Source organism: Sulfuricurvum sp. (genome assembly GCF_028681615.1).
Taxonomy (GTDB): domain Bacteria; phylum Campylobacterota; class Campylobacteria; order Campylobacterales; family Sulfurimonadaceae; genus Sulfuricurvum.
This window is the reverse complement of sequence record NZ_JAQUHV010000009.1, coordinates 63281-82198: the sequence shown is the minus strand read 5'-3', so window position 1 is coordinate 82198 and position 18918 is coordinate 63281. Positions and strand designations below refer to the sequence as shown.

At 36.1% G+C, this 18918-nt stretch carries 11 protein-coding genes; all 11 read right to left on the bottom strand.

Annotated elements, in window-relative coordinates; translation table 11 throughout:
• Positions 1 to 198 precede the first annotated feature (198 nt).
• Positions 199 to 360 carry a hypothetical protein gene (locus PHE37_RS09580; RefSeq protein WP_300008524.1) on the bottom strand — a complete coding sequence of 54 codons (162 nt, stop codon included), beginning with the start codon at positions 358 to 360 and terminating at the stop codon, positions 199 to 201.
• A 65-nt stretch (positions 361 to 425) separates the two neighbouring features.
• Positions 426 to 1088, bottom strand: a complete 663-nt coding sequence (locus PHE37_RS09575; protein WP_300008521.1) for a SprT family zinc-dependent metalloprotease — start codon at positions 1086 to 1088, stop codon at positions 426 to 428.
• The gene (locus PHE37_RS09570; protein ID WP_300008518.1) at positions 1075 to 4149 is read right to left on the bottom strand and encodes an HsdR family type I site-specific deoxyribonuclease; all 3075 of its coding nucleotides are present in this window, start codon (positions 4147 to 4149) and stop codon (positions 1075 to 1077) included. Before PHE37_RS09570 ends, PHE37_RS09575 begins: the two co-directional genes overlap by 14 nt.
• Positions 4146 to 4745 carry a hypothetical protein gene (locus PHE37_RS09565; protein ID WP_300008515.1) on the bottom strand — a complete coding sequence of 200 codons (600 nt, stop codon included), beginning with the start codon at positions 4743 to 4745 and terminating at the stop codon, positions 4146 to 4148. Before PHE37_RS09565 ends, PHE37_RS09570 begins: the two co-directional genes overlap by 4 nt.
• Complete coding sequence (locus tag PHE37_RS09560) at positions 4746 to 5924, bottom strand: nucleotidyltransferase (protein ID WP_300008512.1); 1179 nt, start codon at positions 5922 to 5924, stop codon at positions 4746 to 4748.
• On the bottom strand, positions 5911 to 6867 hold the full coding sequence (locus PHE37_RS09555; protein ID WP_300008509.1) for a CBASS cGAMP-activated phospholipase: 957 nt from the start codon (positions 6865 to 6867) through the stop codon (positions 5911 to 5913). The genes PHE37_RS09560 and PHE37_RS09555 overlap by 14 nt, the downstream gene beginning before the upstream one ends.
• On the bottom strand, positions 6864 to 8111 hold the full coding sequence (locus PHE37_RS09550) for a restriction endonuclease subunit S (protein ID WP_300008507.1): 1248 nt from the start codon (positions 8109 to 8111) through the stop codon (positions 6864 to 6866). Before PHE37_RS09550 ends, PHE37_RS09555 begins: the two co-directional genes overlap by 4 nt.
• Before the next feature lies 1 nt (position 8112).
• Positions 8113 to 9600, bottom strand: a complete 1488-nt coding sequence (locus tag PHE37_RS09545; RefSeq protein WP_300008504.1) for a type I restriction-modification system subunit M — start codon at positions 9598 to 9600, stop codon at positions 8113 to 8115.
• Entirely contained in the window at positions 9597 to 10181 is a 585-nt protein-coding gene (locus PHE37_RS09540; protein ID WP_300008500.1) for a restriction endonuclease subunit S, read from the bottom strand. The genes PHE37_RS09545 and PHE37_RS09540 overlap by 4 nt, the downstream gene beginning before the upstream one ends.
• Before the next feature lie 94 nt (positions 10182 to 10275).
• Positions 10276 to 15150 (bottom strand): DEAD/DEAH box helicase, encoded by a 4875-nt coding sequence (locus PHE37_RS09535; RefSeq protein ID WP_300008498.1) that lies wholly within the window; start codon positions 15148 to 15150, stop codon positions 10276 to 10278.
• The gene (locus PHE37_RS09530) at positions 15143 to 18697 is read right to left on the bottom strand and encodes a hypothetical protein (RefSeq protein ID WP_300008495.1); all 3555 of its coding nucleotides are present in this window, start codon (positions 18695 to 18697) and stop codon (positions 15143 to 15145) included. The genes PHE37_RS09535 and PHE37_RS09530 overlap by 8 nt, the downstream gene beginning before the upstream one ends.
• Between the last annotated feature and the right edge of the window lie 221 nt (positions 18698 to 18918).

Genomic DNA, 18918 nt, shown 5'->3' with positions numbered 1-18918 from the left:
AAAAGACGACACAGCTATCTTGGATATTTGTCTCCAAACGAATTTGAGGTAAGATACTTCTCGGAATCAAGAAACCATGAGGTGTCGGTCGTCAATTGAACCGTCTACTAAATGGGGGTCATTCCAGATCGCTACTTAACGAGTATCAATTGGTCAACATGAGAGATACGTCAAGAGAAATACATAAGCTATTACATTTTATTTCCCAGATGAAAACCCTTTAAAGGTATGATACTTTATTGATTTACTACTTTTACAAGTATATGGTTCAGGTTGGATCGTTACTTCTGTAAGTTTAGCTTCTTTATAAATTTCTTTTAATTTTTCTTTTTCTTTTGGTGTTAATGCTTCATCTGCCATCTATGTTTACTCCAATATCTCAAATATTTTACATATTATGCCTATTCTTGTATCAAAGATCATTATCAGAGCATCTCTAATTTTGCCTTTCTTTTCTGCCAATCAGGCATATGCAAACTCAGATAATTATAGAAGTTTTTACTATGGTCATTATGGATCAAATGAACCAATTCATGAAAAATGACATACTCGATTGAGCTCTTTGGTTTTTTAATGAGTTCAAGGTTTAGATTGATGTAGGATTTTTTAGGGTTACATGATCCCCAGCGTGTTTTCATTGATCTAATCCGAACCGCTTTGATCTCAAGTTTGACGATAGCGTTATATTTTTCGATATTTTTTTGAAAATACTCTATAGCCCTAAATTTATACCAATCATTGATGAGCTTTTCTTTTCTGCTGTAGTCATTTTTGTTTTTCACAAAGAGTTCAAAATATCCACGATTCAGTCGAGCCTTCTCTTCGTTTGATTCGATCACCTTTAGGCGGTAATTTCTACCGAGATATATAAAGCTTTCGCCACTCACCAGCTCTTTATTTGGTTGAGTATTTTTTTGAAAAAGTGCGAGCTGCTGATTGATCCAATTGGCTCTTTTGAGAAGGATATGTTCAATTTCCCTATCCGTCATATCAAGAGGTACCGTTAGCAATACTTCTTGATTAGGTTTGACCTTTAGATTGGCGTGCTTTATATCCTTGTAAACAATGGTGATGTTATCTCTTTGCATAGTTGTTTATGCCGATGGAACGAACTTGAGCGATGATGTCATCTAAGTCAGCGAATTTAATTTTGTGGGTACTTTCCAACTCCCAAAGCAAATCGTCAATCTCTTGATCAATAGCATTCTTAACATCGTTATTGTTTTCCCAATCAGGTTTTTTAGATGCTTCTTTGAAGATTGAGTCTACCTTGATTACAACTTGTACAAATGTTTCCGATGGTATTTCTTTCATATATGCTTGCAGGTTATCATAAAAAGATCGCGCTGTAGGATTATGTTTTATTTGTTCCGGGTATTCGTCTAGATCGTCACTATTTTTTTGCATCAATAGTGAACGAATATCTTTCGCGTGTTTGAGCTTGTCTTCATCACTGAGACGCCCCTCTTTATACTCATCCAAAATCTCTTGGATACGCTGAGAGAGTTTGTCGTAATACGCCGGATTTTGCTCGCGCCTTTCAGAAATCACCTTAGTGCTGGCACTGATAATGGTATCGGCTCTTGCATTATCCCCAACCACCCGATCCAGCTCTTTTTCAAAATCTGCTTCGAAAATATTGACAAGCTTGGTGAGTTGATTCACCTCTTCGGCACTGATGAATGTATCCAGAAGCTTTTGCATCTGCTTTTCATATTTACCAAAATCTACTTCTTCGTGATAGCGGATTTTGACGCTTTTGCGTAGCTCACTGTAGAACTTCATAGCCCTTTTATACTCTTCGATTTCTGCTTTCGTGAAGACTTCGGTAATTTTGTCACTTGAGAGGGCGAGTTTGAGCGCTCTAGCATAAGACGATAAGAGCTCGTAAAACTCTTTTCTCTTCTCCTCATCCCCCAAGAAAACTTCATAGCTCTCTTGATCGTTTTTATTGTTGACGGGATCAAAAAGCTCTTTGAGATGAGAATAATACGTTTTAACTCTCGCCACTTCTTCTTTTATATCGATTACGGCACCCATCAAGTCTTCTTCATCGAACCCTGTCAGAGAACTATACGAAGTCAGAGCTTGGTCAAGGTTTCCTAGAAGTCCGCGATAGTCCACAATGAATCCAAAGTCTTTCCCATCATACAGACGATTAACACGTGCGATTGCTTGCAAGAGATTATGTTCTTTGAGCTCTTTGTCTATATAGAGGATCGCCGCTCTTGGAGCATCAAATCCAGTCAAAAGCTTATCAACGACAATCAGTAATTCGATCTCATCACCCTCGATAAACTCATCTTTGATCTTATCAAGAAATCGTTCTTCGTCACCGTATTTTCTGATGAGTTTATTCCACGCTTCTATGACAAACTGCTTGTTGCTTTCATCGACTTCGTCATACCCCTCACGTGTGTCTGGTGCAGAAATGACAAAAGAGGTTTTGATATTGCCGTACTCTTCGAAAATAGAGTGATATTTGATCGCTTCGTATTTACTGCTGGTCGCCAGCATAGCTTTGAATCCTGTGCCTTGTACATTTTTAATGAAATGTTCATTGATATCAAGCGCGATCATCTCCAAGCGACGTTCACTAGAAGCGATTCGCTGAAATCTCGCCCACTTTCTTTTTAAATCCATTTTTTGTTCATCATTCAAATCACGAGAAATCATCTCAAACCGGCGGTCCAGTCCGTTTTGATCATTAACCCATTGATCGACCAATCGACCTTCATACAGTAGTGGCAAGACGGCATTGTCCCGCACCGCTTGATCAATCGTGTATTTATGAATCAATCCGCCGAATTTCGCAATAGAGCTTTTTTCGCGTTTGAGCAGAGGTGTACCCGTAAAGCCGAGATAACAACCGTTGTCAAACACTTTTTTCATTGACTTGTGTAGATCACCGCCTTGAGTACGGTGCGATTCATCGACTAGCACGAATATATTGGGGTCATCTAAGACGATTTTTTCTTTTTCAACAGTTTCAAATTTATGAATCAGCGTCGTGATGACACTCATGCCCGATTGCAGTTTTTCGATCAAATCATGCCCGCTATTAGCCCTTCCGGCTTTGATCTCGCTATTGGCAAACGTCGTGTGTATCTGTCTGTCCAAATCCGTTCTATCGGTGACTACGATGATTTTAGAACCTGCAATGTCCCGTTTGATCACTTTTGTGAGCATTGCCATTGTGAGGGATTTTCCACTCCCTTGTGTGTGCCATACAAGCCCGCCGCCACGTCTTCCGGTATTGTCAAACACATTGATCTTTTTAACGATTTCTTTGATCGCAAAAAATTGCTGATAACGAGCCACTTTTTTGATTTTGTTATCAAAAATGATATACGAGTGCAAAATTTCGATCACGCGTTTTTTACTGAAAAGGGCAAAAATGGTTTTATCCAGCGCACTCACGGCTCGATCCTCTATGAGGCTATTTGGCTCATTTTTAAATTCTTCCTCTTCCCAGACTGCATAAAACTTCTTGGGCGTTCCGGCTGTAGCGTATTTGGGGCTATGGTTATTTCCTGCAATGGTGAGCTGAATGTATTTGAAGAGATGCGGGATTTCGTCTTTTCCTTGATTACGTATCATTTGAGAGATCCCTTGCTCCGCGTCTACACTTGATTTTTTCAGTTCTATCACTGCGAATGGAATTCCATTGATAAAGAGCACCAAATCAGGTCGTCTTGTCTTGTCAACTTCAGTCGTAATTTGGCGACTGATGGTGTACTCTTCTGTGACGTGAAATATATTGTTTTCTGGATTTTTAAAATCAATGTACTGGAGAGAGAAGCTTTTTTTGACACCGTCGAGCAGTTCTTCGTCATAGCTGGTTCCAAGCATGAGTTTGTCACTGATTTTTTGGTTGGCACTCATCAGACCTTCATTGAGAGGTACATTGAGTTCTTCGATTGCTTTAGCAATATTTTTTGGGGAAAATGTATATTCTACCCCCTTGTATTCAAAGCCATTGATTTTTTGCAGTTTTTCGAGGAGAATGTCTTTGAGTATCACTTCTCCGAGCTTGCCATTACGAACTCTTACATTCTCTTCTTGGCTAATGTAGGTATAGCCCATATTCTTTAAGAGTTCTATAGTGTTGTTCTGAAGAGTTAACTCCGTAAAGATGTCTTGTTTCATACTACCCCTTCGTGTTCGATATAAGCTTTCTTACGCTGTTCGTAAATTGCATAAATGATTTGTTTGGCTTTATCCATTTTGCTCATTTTTTTTGCCTTCGGTTTTCGAAATTTATGAAAAACACTTATTTTCGTATCGTTTTTTTCTTCAGATTCTTTATTTTGTGGATGCTCGCCACCACCTTTCCATTCAGAGGAATATAACCATTCTTCATAATAATAAAGCCACAAATAAGTCCATGGAACGAATGTCGTATTTAACGGCATAGTCTGATCCCAATCTTTGTACGCCGGGTAATACAGACATAATTTAATCCTTTTTGAATCATAAAGATGTGGAATAGATTTTTTTTTGGATACATCCCAAACATCCTGATCAAGTATAAAAACATCTGGTGAATAGTTATCAATATGGAAAATTAGTAATACAACGTATGTCTTACTCAGTGGAGTAGGTTGTGCAGTAAACTCCCAATAAAAGTAGTCACGTGAAAACTCTCCTTTTCCATTGGATGCAAGGGGACAATTTTTTATACTAAAGTACTGTTGTTCTAAACTTAGTGTTTTGTATTTAGAGACCCCTTTTGCAAATGACATTTAGTTTCCAAAAAATGTATTTTTTTTGACCGGATGAGAATCAGATAGAGTCCCGAATCCAGCACCTAAAAGTCCTCTTTGTCTATTGTCATCAACCTTTTGTGTCATGTCGTTGTAAACTTTATTGACTGGGAGTTCTCCCAATCCTTTTTTGAGAGACTCAAAAACTAAATGTTGACCTTTGAGGTTATTAATCGATTCAAACATTTTGACTATTTCCGTGTGCCATGAATCAAAATTTTGTTTTTTTATTGGAGTGTAATTCCATTTTTCTGCAAAATTTTCACCCGTAACTGTAGGATTTTCTATCCAAAACAAAGTGTTTCGTGTTTCGATGAATAGGGGCATATATTTCAAAGTATCAATCATTAAACTATATTCATTGTAATACGTAAAATGTCGAATACAATATTCATAGGATTTGGCTGCTAAAGTAGTAATAATAATAGAAATAGGCGCATCGTCTTTACCATCGAACATCATGTCTCTATGTCTTTTAAAAATTTGTATATATCTTTTTAAAAGAGGTTTGTTTGAGTCATGTTCTGGCAATTCAGTGACTGTTGCTGCATCTTCAGTCATAAGGATTGTATTTCTTGAGTCAAACATACTTTTTGTAAATTCTGATATTGGCTCTATCGATGAGATATTATCGAACCATTCTGCATATCCTTCGGGATTGGTAGGCATATAGCATTCAAGCTTTTCATCAGCTACCAGCTCACTCTCATTGAATGGCTCGCGGTGGTTATCGAGTGATGGTGTGATGTCGAGATGGAATTCATTGGCATAATTAATACACCAGCCTCTATTTAAAGGGGTGAGCATTTTTTTGTAGGTATCATGTTCTTTAAGCCGATCACCAATAAGTTCCTTTAAACGTTCAGGCTTGATCATATCTGCCGAAACATTTGGTGTATAAAAAACCAGATCAATATCGAACTCATTTTTTCCGATGGGTTTGACAGTCGTTCCCAATCTAATCGAACCTTGAGGGTATATTTCACCATCTTTAAAACATTGTTTTTTACCATCACCCAATAAACAATATTCGCCTTCAGCCAGCCATTTTCCTACGGCTTTATAGCGTTCTTCCGCTAATTTATATTGAGATTTGGTGATCTCTAAAGAGTCACCGACTTTTTCTAAAATTTTAAATAGTTCTTTATTGGTCGACATCTTTGTCCTTTATGTATTTATTTATAAACGATTGAATTTCAGCGTGTCGAGAAGTAAAGTCATGATCTGCTTTACTGAGCAAGTTTTCATTCTGGGATATATCATCAAGAGGCAGAGTTTTGTCGCTTGTATATGTCAAACGTAAAATATTTTCTTTCGGCATTAAAAATTGCAGCAAACTATTATTGGTTTTAGTCTGCAAATTTAAAATCATCGAAATAAGTTTTTCTCTTTTCCAGCCAGTTAAGAACCCCCAAAATTTGGTGTTTATATGATAATCATTTTCTTCTACACCTGTTCCAATTGAGACAATAGAAACATCTTGAGGCTCAACCTTAAAAATCTTTTTTGCCTCAGCCAATGCAACCAGAACAGGACTGTTTGCCCAAAGCCCTCCATCTGCAAGCAAATGATTGCCAATTTTATGTGGAGGGAAAAAGATGGGTGCTGAAGATGAAGCCAAAATAGCATCATATAAAGCTATCTTTTTATCTCTTACCAACTCTTTGGTATTCCCATTGCTATCATTTTGACCATTGAAAGTTGTCTTAAAAACGAATTGTGTTGAATTCCCAATGTCAGTAGCACATATTAAAAGAGGTTTCTCTATATCTCCAAACACCGTATTTCCAAAAATCGTTTTCAATTGTTCTTTTAATGGATTAGGGTTATATCTACTGCCAAACAAACCAATTCTAGACAACCATCTCTTCTTAAAAATATTTTTGCCTTCATACTCATATAGAGAAATTACTTTATCAATAGCAATTTTTTTGACAATAGACCCAGCCAAAATTGAGCCGGTAGACGTTCCAACGATCAAATCAAAATCATTATAGAAATTCACACCGCAATCGTCTTGTATTCTTTTTAAAAGCTGTGCAGAGTATAGTCCTCTAATACCGCCGCCGTCTAAACAGAGAATTCTAAATTTTTTACTCATATTTTTACCCTCACTTCTCCAGTTAGTAGTTTTTGCATAAGCCCTTTTTTCTGCTGTTTTAGTTCTTCAAGTTCATTTTTGAGTAGATTTATCTCATCATCTGCAAGACTTAAAACTTCTGCTATTTTCTGTTGTTCGAGTAATGAGGGGAGTTTAGTTTTATATGATAAAAAATCTTTTGGATTAACTGCCATTCTTTCATATACTGTACCTTCTTCGTACCTTCTAACTTTCTTTATAAAATCATTCCAAGTTAGAAAATGTCCAAGAAAATCAATGTCAAAGCTTTTCTTTGCTTCAAAAGTAACATATATTGGAGAAAATATTCCATCACCATAGGTATTTTTACAAATTACTCCAAATTTCAAATTTGCTGGGTTGTAGCAAATATCATTAAGCTTTGTAATCTTATATTTTTTATTTTCATCTTTTACAAGTTGATCACGCTCGTATCTTTCAGTTTTTGGAACCACACCTTCTTTTGTTAAAGACACATGTTCAAATTCTAATCCCTTTTCTGAGTATGTTTTTCTTTCTTTTAAAACTTGACTTAAATGAATTTCTTTCCATCCATCATGAAATCCATCAAAACGAATTTGTCCGCTTAAAAGCTTTTGCATAAGGGCTTTTTTTTGTAGCTCTTTTGTTTCTAAAAGCTTCGTTTGTTTGGTGATAGATTCATCCCAAGTTGTTAAGATCTCGGCTATTTTTTCTTGCTCTTTTATATCAGGTTGAAGAATAGCAATGTTTTCAACAATTTTTTTGTTTATTTTAACCATACTTAAACTACTACCTGAAGCACATGTTCTTATGTATTGCATTACCGCAGATGTTTTTAAATAATATTCAAGATAATCTTTATTTACTTTATTTTCATCTATTCTAAATCTCATCATTAAATCAGGATAAGAGCAATTTAAAATTTCACCTCTAAATACTCCTGATCGACCAACTTTGTCTGGTGTATTTGACCTACTTATAAGGAAATCACCTTCTTTTAAAATAAATTGTTTAACTTTTATATCATTTATTGGGGCAGGTTTAATTTCTTTAAAATTCATTTTGTCGTCTGTTAGTGCACCTAATCCAAAAATCCAATTTCCATTTTCTAATTCTGGGCAAAGTGGAGAGTAGCCATTTTGAATATCTTTAGAAATTAAGTTTTTCAATTCTGTAATAGACCATTCGTTGGGTATCACTCCGACTTTTGTTATTTTATAGCCCTCAGGCACTATAGTTTTCATCTTATAGCCCCAGTTCTTTTAGATAAGTACTCATTTGGGTTTTTATAGTTACAAGTTCACTCTCTATTTTTGAGATACTTGCTTTTGTTGCTTCTATATCTACTTGCGCTTCCTCTTCAAATGTATCGACATATCTTGGAATATTGAGGTTATATTCATTTTCTTGTATCTCTTCGATTGTTGCTGTGTGAGAGTATTTTTCAATCTCGCTTCTATTTTTATAGGTGTCAAGAATTTTTGTTATGTATTCATCTGTTAAGTTATTTTGGCTTTTAGCCTTATCAAATTCGCGGCTCGCATCGATAAAGAGAATGTCTTTATGGGTTCTATTCTTTTTAAAGACCAATATAGTTGCAGGGATGCCGGTACCAAAGAAGAGATTCGCCGGTAATCCAATGACAGCATCTAGTAGGTTTTCATTGATCAGTTTTTCTCTGATTTTCCCTTCGCTTGCCCCTCTAAAGAGTACACCATGAGGGAGGACTACTCCCATCCGACCGTTTTCATTGAGGCTTTTGATCATATGGATTACAAATGCGTAATCACCTTTACTTTTTGGAGGTATGCCATAATCATTAAATCTTCTATAGGGGTCATTTTCAGCGAAATCTGCTCCCCATTTATCAAGACTAAATGGTGGATTTGCGACGACTACATCAAACTTCATGAGCTTGTCATCTTCGATGTGCAAAGGGTTTCTGATCGTATCTCCCCATTCGATCTTGGCATCGTTGATCTCGTGCAGATACATATTCATCCGGCAAAGCGCGTGCGTTTGCCCGTTTTTCTCTTGCCCATAAATGGCAAAGTTAGGAGAGCCGACTTCTTTACTCGCTTTGATGAGAAGTGATCCTGAACCACACGTAGGGTCTAAGATACGGTCCCCTTCTTTTGGTTCTACGAGTTTTGCAAGAAGTGTTGAAACTTCGCTTGGGGTAAAAAATTCGCCGCCTTTTTTGCCCGCATCGCTGGCAAAGTGTGCGATTAGGTATTCGTAGCTATCACCGATGATATCTTGACCGGTGAGTTTGCTCGGGCTGAGATCAAGTCTTGAGTCACTGAAATCTTCGAGAAGGTGTTTGAGGATAGCATTTCTCTCTTTGGTATCGCCGAGAACTTTTTTATCATTGAAATCGACATTTCTAAAGATCCCTTCGAGCTTTTCAGGGTTGTCTTCCTCTATCTTTTCAAGAGCTTTATTGATCACTTCGCCAAGGTTATTTGCCTCTTTATGTTTGAGTAGATATTCAAATGTACAGCTCTCATCGAGAACGAATTTTTCTCTCTGGAGTGCTCTTTGTACTCGATCTTCATCGCCATTGTACTTTTCATTAAGAGTTTGAAGTTTCTCTTTATAGAAATCCGATAGATATTTGACAAATAGCATACTGAGTACATAGTCTTTGTATTGTGAGCTATCCATTGTCCCCCGAAAGGTGTCACACGCTTTCCATACTACGTTGTTGATTACTTCTTTTGTTGTTTTCATTTATTTATTTCCTTATTTAAAATAGTGTCGAGCAGTTCATTTTTGAATTGAGTTTTTAGTGTTTTGAGTTCTTCTAATAGTTCGATCTCTTGGTTAGCAAGATTGAGTATGGATACGATTTTTTCTTGAGTGTGCAGAGATGGAAGAGTTACTTCCAAATCAGCCAGTTCACTTGCTTTGAGCATTTGTATCGTTGTTCCCTGTAACTCTTTATGAAGTCTTTTTTGTGCTTCATTGGAGTTGATATAGTGAGTGAGATAACGGCTATTGACTTCTTTTTTTGGTTTGATGATTGCCATAAGTGCTGGAACTAGCAAACCTGTACTCTCTTTATCAATATAAACAGCCGTATTTGGTTCTCTCAATCTTACTAATATATCACCTTCTTGTGTGATATAGCTTTCGCTCAATTCCTCGCTTGCAATGAACTCATCGAGTTCATCATGAAGTAAATGCCCCGTTGAAGAGAAAGCTTTTAATGTGACTGCCTTGTATCTAAAAAACTGATCATCATGAATGTCACCTTTTTTACGAACTAAAGGCAAACCAATTCGGATGTCAGAAAAATTCTCTAACTTCATAAAAGCCTCTAAAATGTTTTATTTCCATAATAATACACTTAAAAGATTTAATTTGTCAAGCTTTTTTTGTATTATTTTTATAATAATACAATTTCTATTTTTTAAACCGTTTCATCCTCTCTGCATTGGATAATTCTTCTTTTACGATAGTGGCTGAGTCTTTTTTAACAGTTGTTTTAGCAGTATCGATATCCTTACTCTTTAAATACTCTAAAGTTTCCTTTCTTGGAAGCGGCTCATTCGTATTCATTGTCACGATACATTTAATACATCCATGAAGACACTCGTTATCGTGCTTTTGATCTATAAATAATCTCTCTTTCGCTTTAGCTATCCAGTTTTCCCAGCGATTTTTAGCTAAATCATAAACATACCCTACTCCACCAGATTGATTATCATAAAGCAATATATTGTAATAACCATCTGATTCCAGAACCAGTGAACTGATCTCTCTTTCATCAATGCCGAGTTCATCTGCTCCACTTAGTTGAAATGCATTTGATAAAGTCTGAGCAAGTGAGATATCTTCAATTTTTCTCTTTGGTATGATTAAAATGGCATCTGTTGTCATTTTGGCCAAAAGTTGATGATTTCTCCAAACCGTAGGCATAGTGTCCAGACATTTTATAGAACTAGATTCGCTATATATAGGTGGATGTTTTTTGAAAGCATTGGGTAATTTGTCATAAGTGCCGTTTTCAGCTTTATCGTTTTCAGATACAGTAAATCCACATTTGGTGCATACCGCGAAACCTAATCCCTTATCACCTTTATTGATTCCATAGATTGTCGCTTTGTCTTTATAAACGACAGAAAAATCTTCATACTCAAAAACGATATCACTGTCTTCTCTATTGTGAATAGCACTATGAATTTCCAATCTGCCGATCTTTTCAGGATTACCGGCATCATAAGACAACTTATCCGATGCAGCTGTAATATAACCATATTCAGGAATCAAATAATGCGATGATGGACGGATGATCCCTTTACATCCAGGCATGTTACATTCATGTACCTTTGTGTATGGGGAAGTAAAAAAATGACCGTTTGAACATGTATAAATAAACCCTTTTTCCCCAAATGCTTCATCCAAATTAGTCCCTGTAAAATGTTTCGAGATCCCCTTGGACTCAATTAACATTCCACCAGCAAGTATTTTGGAGCCTGGTACGTATTCGGATAATGCCAAAAAGCTTCCTCTTGATAATTCAAATAGCTTTTTCCCATTGATTACCTGCAAGGTTTTCACATCAATTGGAAAGCCGTATTTAGGGAGTACCTGTGCATTTGAGAAAACCTCAATAAGACTCTCACCATGCTTTTGTTTGATACTGTAACGAATGGCATTCTTATGGCTAGCAGACGTCGCGAAATTCCAATCATCATAAAGAGCTTTTAAATTATTCAAATAGTCTGTACTCATACCATCGATAGCATTATAAAAATTCTGGACAAGTACAATAAACGCTGGCTTCTTATTCGTATATTTGAAAATATCCTCGAAAATATCCTCATCCGTTGACGTCATTGAGTAGGTAGATAAGAAGTCGAGGAATTGCTTACATATCGAATTGTCATCGACCTCATATTCGAAACGACTATAAGGACTATCTGTATGTTTGGGAAGCTCATATACCCCCACAAAATATCCCATACTTTTAAATGAATCGAAAATTAAACCATCTAAAGTAGTGTGATGTTCATAGAACTTGCTCAACATGTAGGAGTTAAAATGCCTGATAGCCAGCTTCTCTTTTTCGAGGGAGATAGTCAATTTTTTATGCGGCTTATCAAGATAGAATTTAAAATTCCTAAAAACATTTTGATCAAAATGACGGCTTTTAGTATATGTTAGAATGATCGATGATCCATCCGTTCTCCGTCCTGCGCGACCTGAACGTTGGATGTAATTAGCCTTATTGGGCGGCACATTCGCCATAAGGACACCGCTCAAGCCGCCAATATCGATTCCTACTTCAAGCGTAGTAGTCGCGGAGAGGACATTTCTCTTTCCTTGAATAAATAAATCCTGGAGTCGTCGGTTTTCTTGTGATGATAACTGAGCGGAATGCTCTTCAGCCCATAGCCCCACACTTAACTCGAGTGATGCATCTCGATATAGTTTGCGATAACGTGAGAAATAGGGATCGTGATCCAAATCGTCTTGGGTAACAGACTGAAGTTCTGTTATGCTGTTTTGATAAGGGATAATTCCATTAACGGTATGCTGCCACAAGGTCTTATTGATTATATTTAAATGAAGTCTATCAGGTATCGCTATACTTAATTCATCAAATACTAGCCTGAAAGCTTCTACGATTTTATCATCCTCGGTTTGTACCTTATTCCATTCGATCCATTTTATATCATTACGCTTCGCCAAAGCCAAAAACGCATTGAAGACAGCTTCTAAAAAAAGATGAATATTTTCTTCAGAGTCATCGATTCCATAATAGTGCAGGATTTGAGCAACAAACTTGTAATCAGAACTTCTAGATGAAACTTTCAGATTGTAAATATTTTTATTTTTTCCGTCATAAGCAATATATTGTCCCAATCCAAAATGTTTTGAATGAAAGTCTTTGTAAGGATTTTTATCTGACTCTATGGTGATCGCACGGCGTTTTCTAAAGATATAAATAAAGCTTTTGAGAATGGAATCGAGCTCAAATCTTATTCCCATGAAGTGAATGTCAAAATATTCTTTCACATCGTTTTGTTCAAATGAAAAATCAAATCCTAATAAGCCTACGCTTTCCAAAGTAACTTGTTTCTCATTAGGAATACTAAGGGTATCCGCGATCTTTAAGTAAAGTGATGTGGCAATTGACTCTGAGTTTTTTTGAAACGAAAGCTGCTCTCGTTCATCAGGAGATTGCTCTTTCATCCTTTCTCGATCGAAAAATTCCCCTAATAAAGGGTGTTTTTCCAAAGCTTTCACAAGCGATATAATAGAAATCCCCGAACTCATCTTGGACAGTTCAGATTTAGCTTCATCGATTTTTTCCTGTATCTTGTTACGCACCAACGGATTATCTGTCTCGTTCAATTTTTTTTCGTTGGCTCGTATTTCCTCCTCATAAAAATCACGTAATTCATTATCATTGGAACGCATCGAAATTTGAGACATAGTATCTATAATGAGCCGTCGAAATAATTGGGTTTCATGCTGTGCCGTGAGCAACGGCCCCAATCGTGCTGCGGCGCTTCTACTGTCTGAAAAAGTCAATAGTCTTCTTCCTCTTGCAGGTAAAAAGACATTAATCTCTTTATCAATCTCCGGCATATTGACTAACATGGTTTCCGCAACAAGCGGAATGAGAAATTGGTCACTAACATCCAAGCTGTAAAACTCATCATTGGAGCAAACTGGACACCCTGAATGTCTATAAAATTGATTGTTGAAATCATATTCAGAACACTTCTTGCCGTTTAAGTCTATGTAAATCGGCTCTGAAGATTCCGTTTTGCTAAGTAGCAAGGCACCTTCTTTTTCAGACAATCCAGACGCGTATCTTTCCAAAAATAAAGTATCTTTGTCCTTGAAAGATCCATAATAAAAATGTTCTCTACATTCTGAACAACGGACAAGATTTAACGTAGGGCTTTTACACGTAGTACAGTTATAGAATAAACCATGATGTATCTTGCCAATCCCTTGAATTTTTGAGTCTGGACAATCTGGATTGGAGCATACTGAAAATCCTTGAGAACTCCGAACCTGAAGATGCATCTTATGCGGAAGCAATGGGAGCTCGTTATCGTTAAGGCGAGCTTTAGCTCCAATGGTAAAGATGTTCAGTAATGTCTGCTCATCCATTTCATTGGAAAGTATCTCTAATAATTCATTCAAGGTAATAGCGTACTTCTCTGCCAATATTCTCAGAATTTTTGGAAAAATCCTATATCCCTTGAACTCGTTATATAAATCAAGATTCGATTTTTTAACCAACTCCGAAATATCATGAAACTGTTCTATCTCGCCATTCACATCGATATCGGTAGCGATTTCTTTGAATTCTTTTTGACCTGCGATGCTTTGAATGTTCTCTTTATTGAAAAATTTGCTAAAAAAGCCATACTGCTCTTGTTTGTCCTCCGATATCGTAGCCGTAGTTGCAATATGTAAAACATTCGATGTCTTGACTTTGGCTTTGGCCGCAACACGTTTGAGCAACATGGATACTTCCGCTGCGAGCGTCCCTGTGTATAGATGTGCTTCATCAACAATAACAGTCCTGAGCGCATTTCCAATTAGTGGATAATCATTAGGCCTTGAAAGGATATATTCAAGCATGGAGTAGTTGGTAATCATGATATCAGGAGGATTATCGCGCGCTTCCTTTCGCGTTCTGACGAAACATTTATCGCTGAATTCTTCAGAAGCGTATTTTTTGTCTTCAGGTGTTTCACTGTTATAGAAAAACATCCTGATTTTAGATTGACCTTGAAGATAAGAATATAAACGTTTGTTCTGATCCGCAACCAATGCATTCATAGGATATAAAATGATTGCTCTAACCCCTTTTTCATCTGCTTTTCTGGGATTCATAACCAAATCGTTGAGCATGGGCAAAAGAAAAGATTCTGTTTTTCCTGATCCAGTAGGAGCGGTCACGACAATGGCTGGCTTATTATTTTCATCCATATCATTTACGAGTGTAAGCGTTTCATATTGATGCTTGAATGGAAAATAATTAGGATTAAAAATTTTGTTCAGATCCAACAGCTCAATAAATTTTTTGTCTAAAAATGGAATATTCCTTAATATATCTTCATGTTTTTTTGCTGAATAGGCACCTTCTACCAAAATATCCGATATAAGCCCGTCCGCTTTCATTTCAATAAGAGCTTTCAATTCTTCAAGCATCTCAGCATCCCGTATAGCAATGTTGGAAACGATAGTTTCTTCTATCCGTTTTTTGAGATTGTCCGATAAGGTGATGGCATCAAGATATTTACCCATTCAATAATTCCTCTAACGCTTTTTTGAGATAGTACTCGCCGTTGATATAATGCATCGCAACTTTTAAATTATGCTTGTCACGGCTCTTTACAGTTGTTGTGTCAAATAGATGGTCAACAATTCTTTGAACAAAACTTTCATCAATTTCATCTTCAATTACCGCTTCCTCTACCATTCCATAAAAGTAGCCAATCAACCTTTTTGCGGAAGCTGATTTCAGTAAGTTAAACAGTATTATAGGTGTTTCAAGCAATTTGTTTTCATATCCAGCAAGTATCAACCCTTGAAGCACTTTTTCACTCTTCTCTTTGTCCAGCACAACCGACATTAGAATATGCTCCATCATTAGCTTTTGTTTGAAAAAATCAATCACTACATGTTGATTATTGATTTTCAAAGAATCCGAATATAAAAGCGAATAAGACTCTTCCGGATTGCTTAATACGAATCTTCTAAAAAGTTGTGTAAAGGCATCATCTACCAAAAAGATGTAATTAGCCGCCAACAAATTTTTCATTATTTCTACATTATCAATATCCTGTTTATTCTTCAAAAAATCGTTGCGGCTGCAGCTGTCAATTAAATGGCTTCCTGAAACCAAAAGGCATGTAACAATCTCAAAATCGAAGCGAAATTGACTATTTTCGGACTTACCTTCTATTTCAGACATGGAAAACTCATGATAATTATAATCACCGTCTAAAATTATTAATTTTGACATGGCAGTAGAGTGTTTATAAAAATACAGTGTTTTTGCATCTCCATTTTTTATAAACATATACTCTTGCGAGTCATGATAATGGAACAATTCAATGAGTTCAGAATTGTAAAGATGCTCGCTCACAAAGATAGATTCACCAAAACCAGATAACTTACTAAAATTGATTGTCGTGTTTGGAATGATTTTTTGATAGAAATAGGATTTATTTTTAAAATACAGTTTGTCGCTATGATTCATGTCACTTAAAAAATAACGATTATTTTTTAAATCATGCCGATTCAAAATATCTTGTCTGCCAACCTGCCGAGTGTCCCCTTGCTTATTAATCTCAAACAATCTATACAGATGGGCTCTTTCAAAAAAATTGCAATAAACCACTTTTTTGAAAACCTTGTTATGGTATTTGAGAATGAGCGTATGTTTTGGTGAAGTCACCATTTCAGCATATAATGGTGCTGTCATGGTATTCTCCTCAATTTCATCCTTATCCGCATAGCCACCTGAATAGGTCCACTTTATCACCTGTACTTCTTCAGGAAGAGATTGAAGATCCACTTCATCAGTATTTGGATCAACATGCATTCTCTTTAGTAAAAAGGTATAGTTTTCATCAATAATAAATGACTTTTCCGATGTCGTGTAAAGTACTATCTCATCGAAAAAATCCGGTTTATTGACTGTTTCTGAAAAATTCAACTCAAATAGAAAGTCATCGTTATAGAATATTTTGCAATCATCTTTTGCACGGATATTGGGAATTAAAGTAGCAAATCCTTCAAAATATTCACGTTGATTGTCTTGATTAAAAGAACAATCAAGATCCGCATCCATCAAAAGATTATATTTTTTAGTACTGTTTAATTTCTTGAAAATATTCGAATGTATTTCCCCATCTTCATCGAATATGATCAGCTGTTCACTGAAATCAAATAAAATAATTTGTGTCGAATAGATGGTATCATGATCCTCATTTCGTATTTCAAGGTTAATTCTGTTGTTTGAGGGGTTATTTAAAATGATCGGACTATCAAGGACCAACCGCTTGTTCGCATCTGCCAAAAGCAATCCGGCGTAATCATCATCAAGAAATATTTCGTAGCGATACCCACCAAGATTGAGCATGTAGGTATCTTGAGCATTCACCGTAAAATGTAATCCCATCTCATCATAATGAATATGGCTCAAATAAAAAACATCCATATTCTCTTCGGTTGAAATGATCAATTGTCTTTTGTTTTTTTGTTTTGCAGCTTTAAGTAATCCATCCAAATCAATGTGCTTAAACCATGGATTTGGATTAATGAATGATTTCATCTGTTCAGAGGTTATAAGATTGTCACGATATCTACGTAATGCCCTCCAACCATCATCAAACTCATGAGAATAATTCGATGATTGATGATCTAAAAGTTCAGCAATAACTATGGGTATATTGTAATTTGAAAGCCACATTTTCACATTTGTAAAACTTTCGTTAAACATTCCAATTTGAAGTAGAATCGTATTTCTAAGATATTGGTGATCATCCTTATTGTCAAAGTCATTTCTCAAATTAAAGGTTTTACAAGCTATGAGAATAGCGTCCTTGAGAGCCAGATTTGGATAATCACTGGCAAGGAAGTAATTGTCTTTAAAAAAAGTATTTATAGAGGCGTATTTGTCAAGCTCATCGATAATAGGCTTCCAAATAGCATGTTGTAATTGATCTTTGAGATTCAATACTACATAGGCCAAAAAGATAAATCCGGTAAACGCTTTTGATGAAAGCGATTGTCGGCTTGGAAGTGTTCTAAAACCAAAAAAGATTCTTTCAATCTCTGATGCAATATCCGAATTTATATCAAGTTCAATTATCGAATAGTGTGTATCGCTTGCTAATAATTTTTCTAAAATTCTCAAAGTACCCTTGAAATCACCATATTCTTTAGCAATCTCATTTAAGGAAAACAAGATGTTATGAGTGTTTTCTCCATATTCCTCATCTTCAATATTTTTATATTGTTTGTGATTGACAGTATTGCCTATCCAATCGTTCCAATTAACCCAACCATCATTTTTATAGACATACTGAGGCGAACGAGGAATATCATCAGGCCTAATAGGAAGATTTATATATTTATCATCGATATATTCTCGCCATTGGTCGTATCCACTAAGCCCTAGAGTATGAACAAACGATTTTGCTTCTTCATAAGTCAACCAGGTATCATCAGCTATCCCATAGTTAGTTTTACGTTTTCTACCAGTCCCAAGCCAATCGCCCATATCAACGAATCCGTCATTTTCATATATTCGTGCCGGATCTGTAGGAATATCACTTGGCTTGGAATCATATCCTTCTAAAACACCCTGGCAATATGCTCTCCACTCAATAGTTCCACCAAGGCCTAAGTTCCTAACAAATTCCCTTGCCTCTTTAAAATCCCTCCAAGATGTTCCAAGCCAGTCTTTTATTCCAATCCAATCGGATTTATAAACGATTTGTGGGTTCCAAGGAATATAGTCCGGTTTTTCCACGCCTTCTAATTTTCCTTGATAATATCTGATCCACTCTTGGTTGTTTTTCAAATTTAGTGAATGCACAAATTCTTTAGCTTGTTCAAAAGGGAGATATTTTTGTTCTTTTACTTCTTTTAACCAGTCACTCCAGCCAAGCCAACCAGATCTTTTGTAAACAATATCAGGATTAGAAGGGATAAAATCAGGTCTTCTATCATGGTTTTGAAGTTCGCCTTTGGACCATAATTTCCACTCACGGGCATTTTGTAATCCTACATTTCTAACAAACGCTCTTGCTTCTTCAAATGGTAAATGGTCATTTTTCATTTTTTTACTTTGTCATAAAATACGTGTTTGTAAATTAAATATAAATTATAAGTAACGCCTCATAATAGCTTCAAGAGGCTGATACATTAATGAATCCAATACTTACAACGCAAAAAAAATCCATTGCGTAATTGTCTCTTTGGTTCTCTTCATCCATGAAGTGCGTGTAGCCATTGTGAGTTTCATCGTGCAATCCTTTACATTTTGATAATGGCAGTGTA

Coding starts and splice junctions, on each gene's coding strand:
- PHE37_RS09580 (WP_300008524.1), bottom strand. CDS start 360: ATGGCAGATGAAGCATTAACACCAAAAGAAAAAGAAAAATTAAAAGAA.
- PHE37_RS09575 (WP_300008521.1), bottom strand. CDS start 1,088: ATGCAAAGAGATAACATCACCATTGTTTACAAGGATATAAAGCACGCC.
- PHE37_RS09570 (WP_300008518.1), bottom strand. CDS start 4,149: ATGAAACAAGACATCTTTACGGAGTTAACTCTTCAGAACAACACTATA.
- PHE37_RS09565 (WP_300008515.1), bottom strand. CDS start 4,745: ATGTCATTTGCAAAAGGGGTCTCTAAATACAAAACACTAAGTTTAGAA.
- PHE37_RS09560 (WP_300008512.1), bottom strand. CDS start 5,924: ATGTCGACCAATAAAGAACTATTTAAAATTTTAGAAAAAGTCGGTGAC.
- PHE37_RS09555 (WP_300008509.1), bottom strand. CDS start 6,867: ATGAGTAAAAAATTTAGAATTCTCTGTTTAGACGGCGGCGGTATTAGA.
- PHE37_RS09550 (WP_300008507.1), bottom strand. CDS start 8,111: ATGAAAACTATAGTGCCTGAGGGCTATAAAATAACAAAAGTCGGAGTG.
- PHE37_RS09545 (WP_300008504.1), bottom strand. CDS start 9,600: ATGAAAACAACAAAAGAAGTAATCAACAACGTAGTATGGAAAGCGTGT.
- PHE37_RS09540 (WP_300008500.1), bottom strand. CDS start 10,181: ATGAAGTTAGAGAATTTTTCTGACATCCGAATTGGTTTGCCTTTAGTT.
- PHE37_RS09535 (WP_300008498.1), bottom strand. CDS start 15,150: ATGGGTAAATATCTTGATGCCATCACCTTATCGGACAATCTCAAAAAA.
- PHE37_RS09530 (WP_300008495.1), bottom strand. CDS start 18,697: ATGAAAAATGACCATTTACCATTTGAAGAAGCAAGAGCGTTTGTTAGA.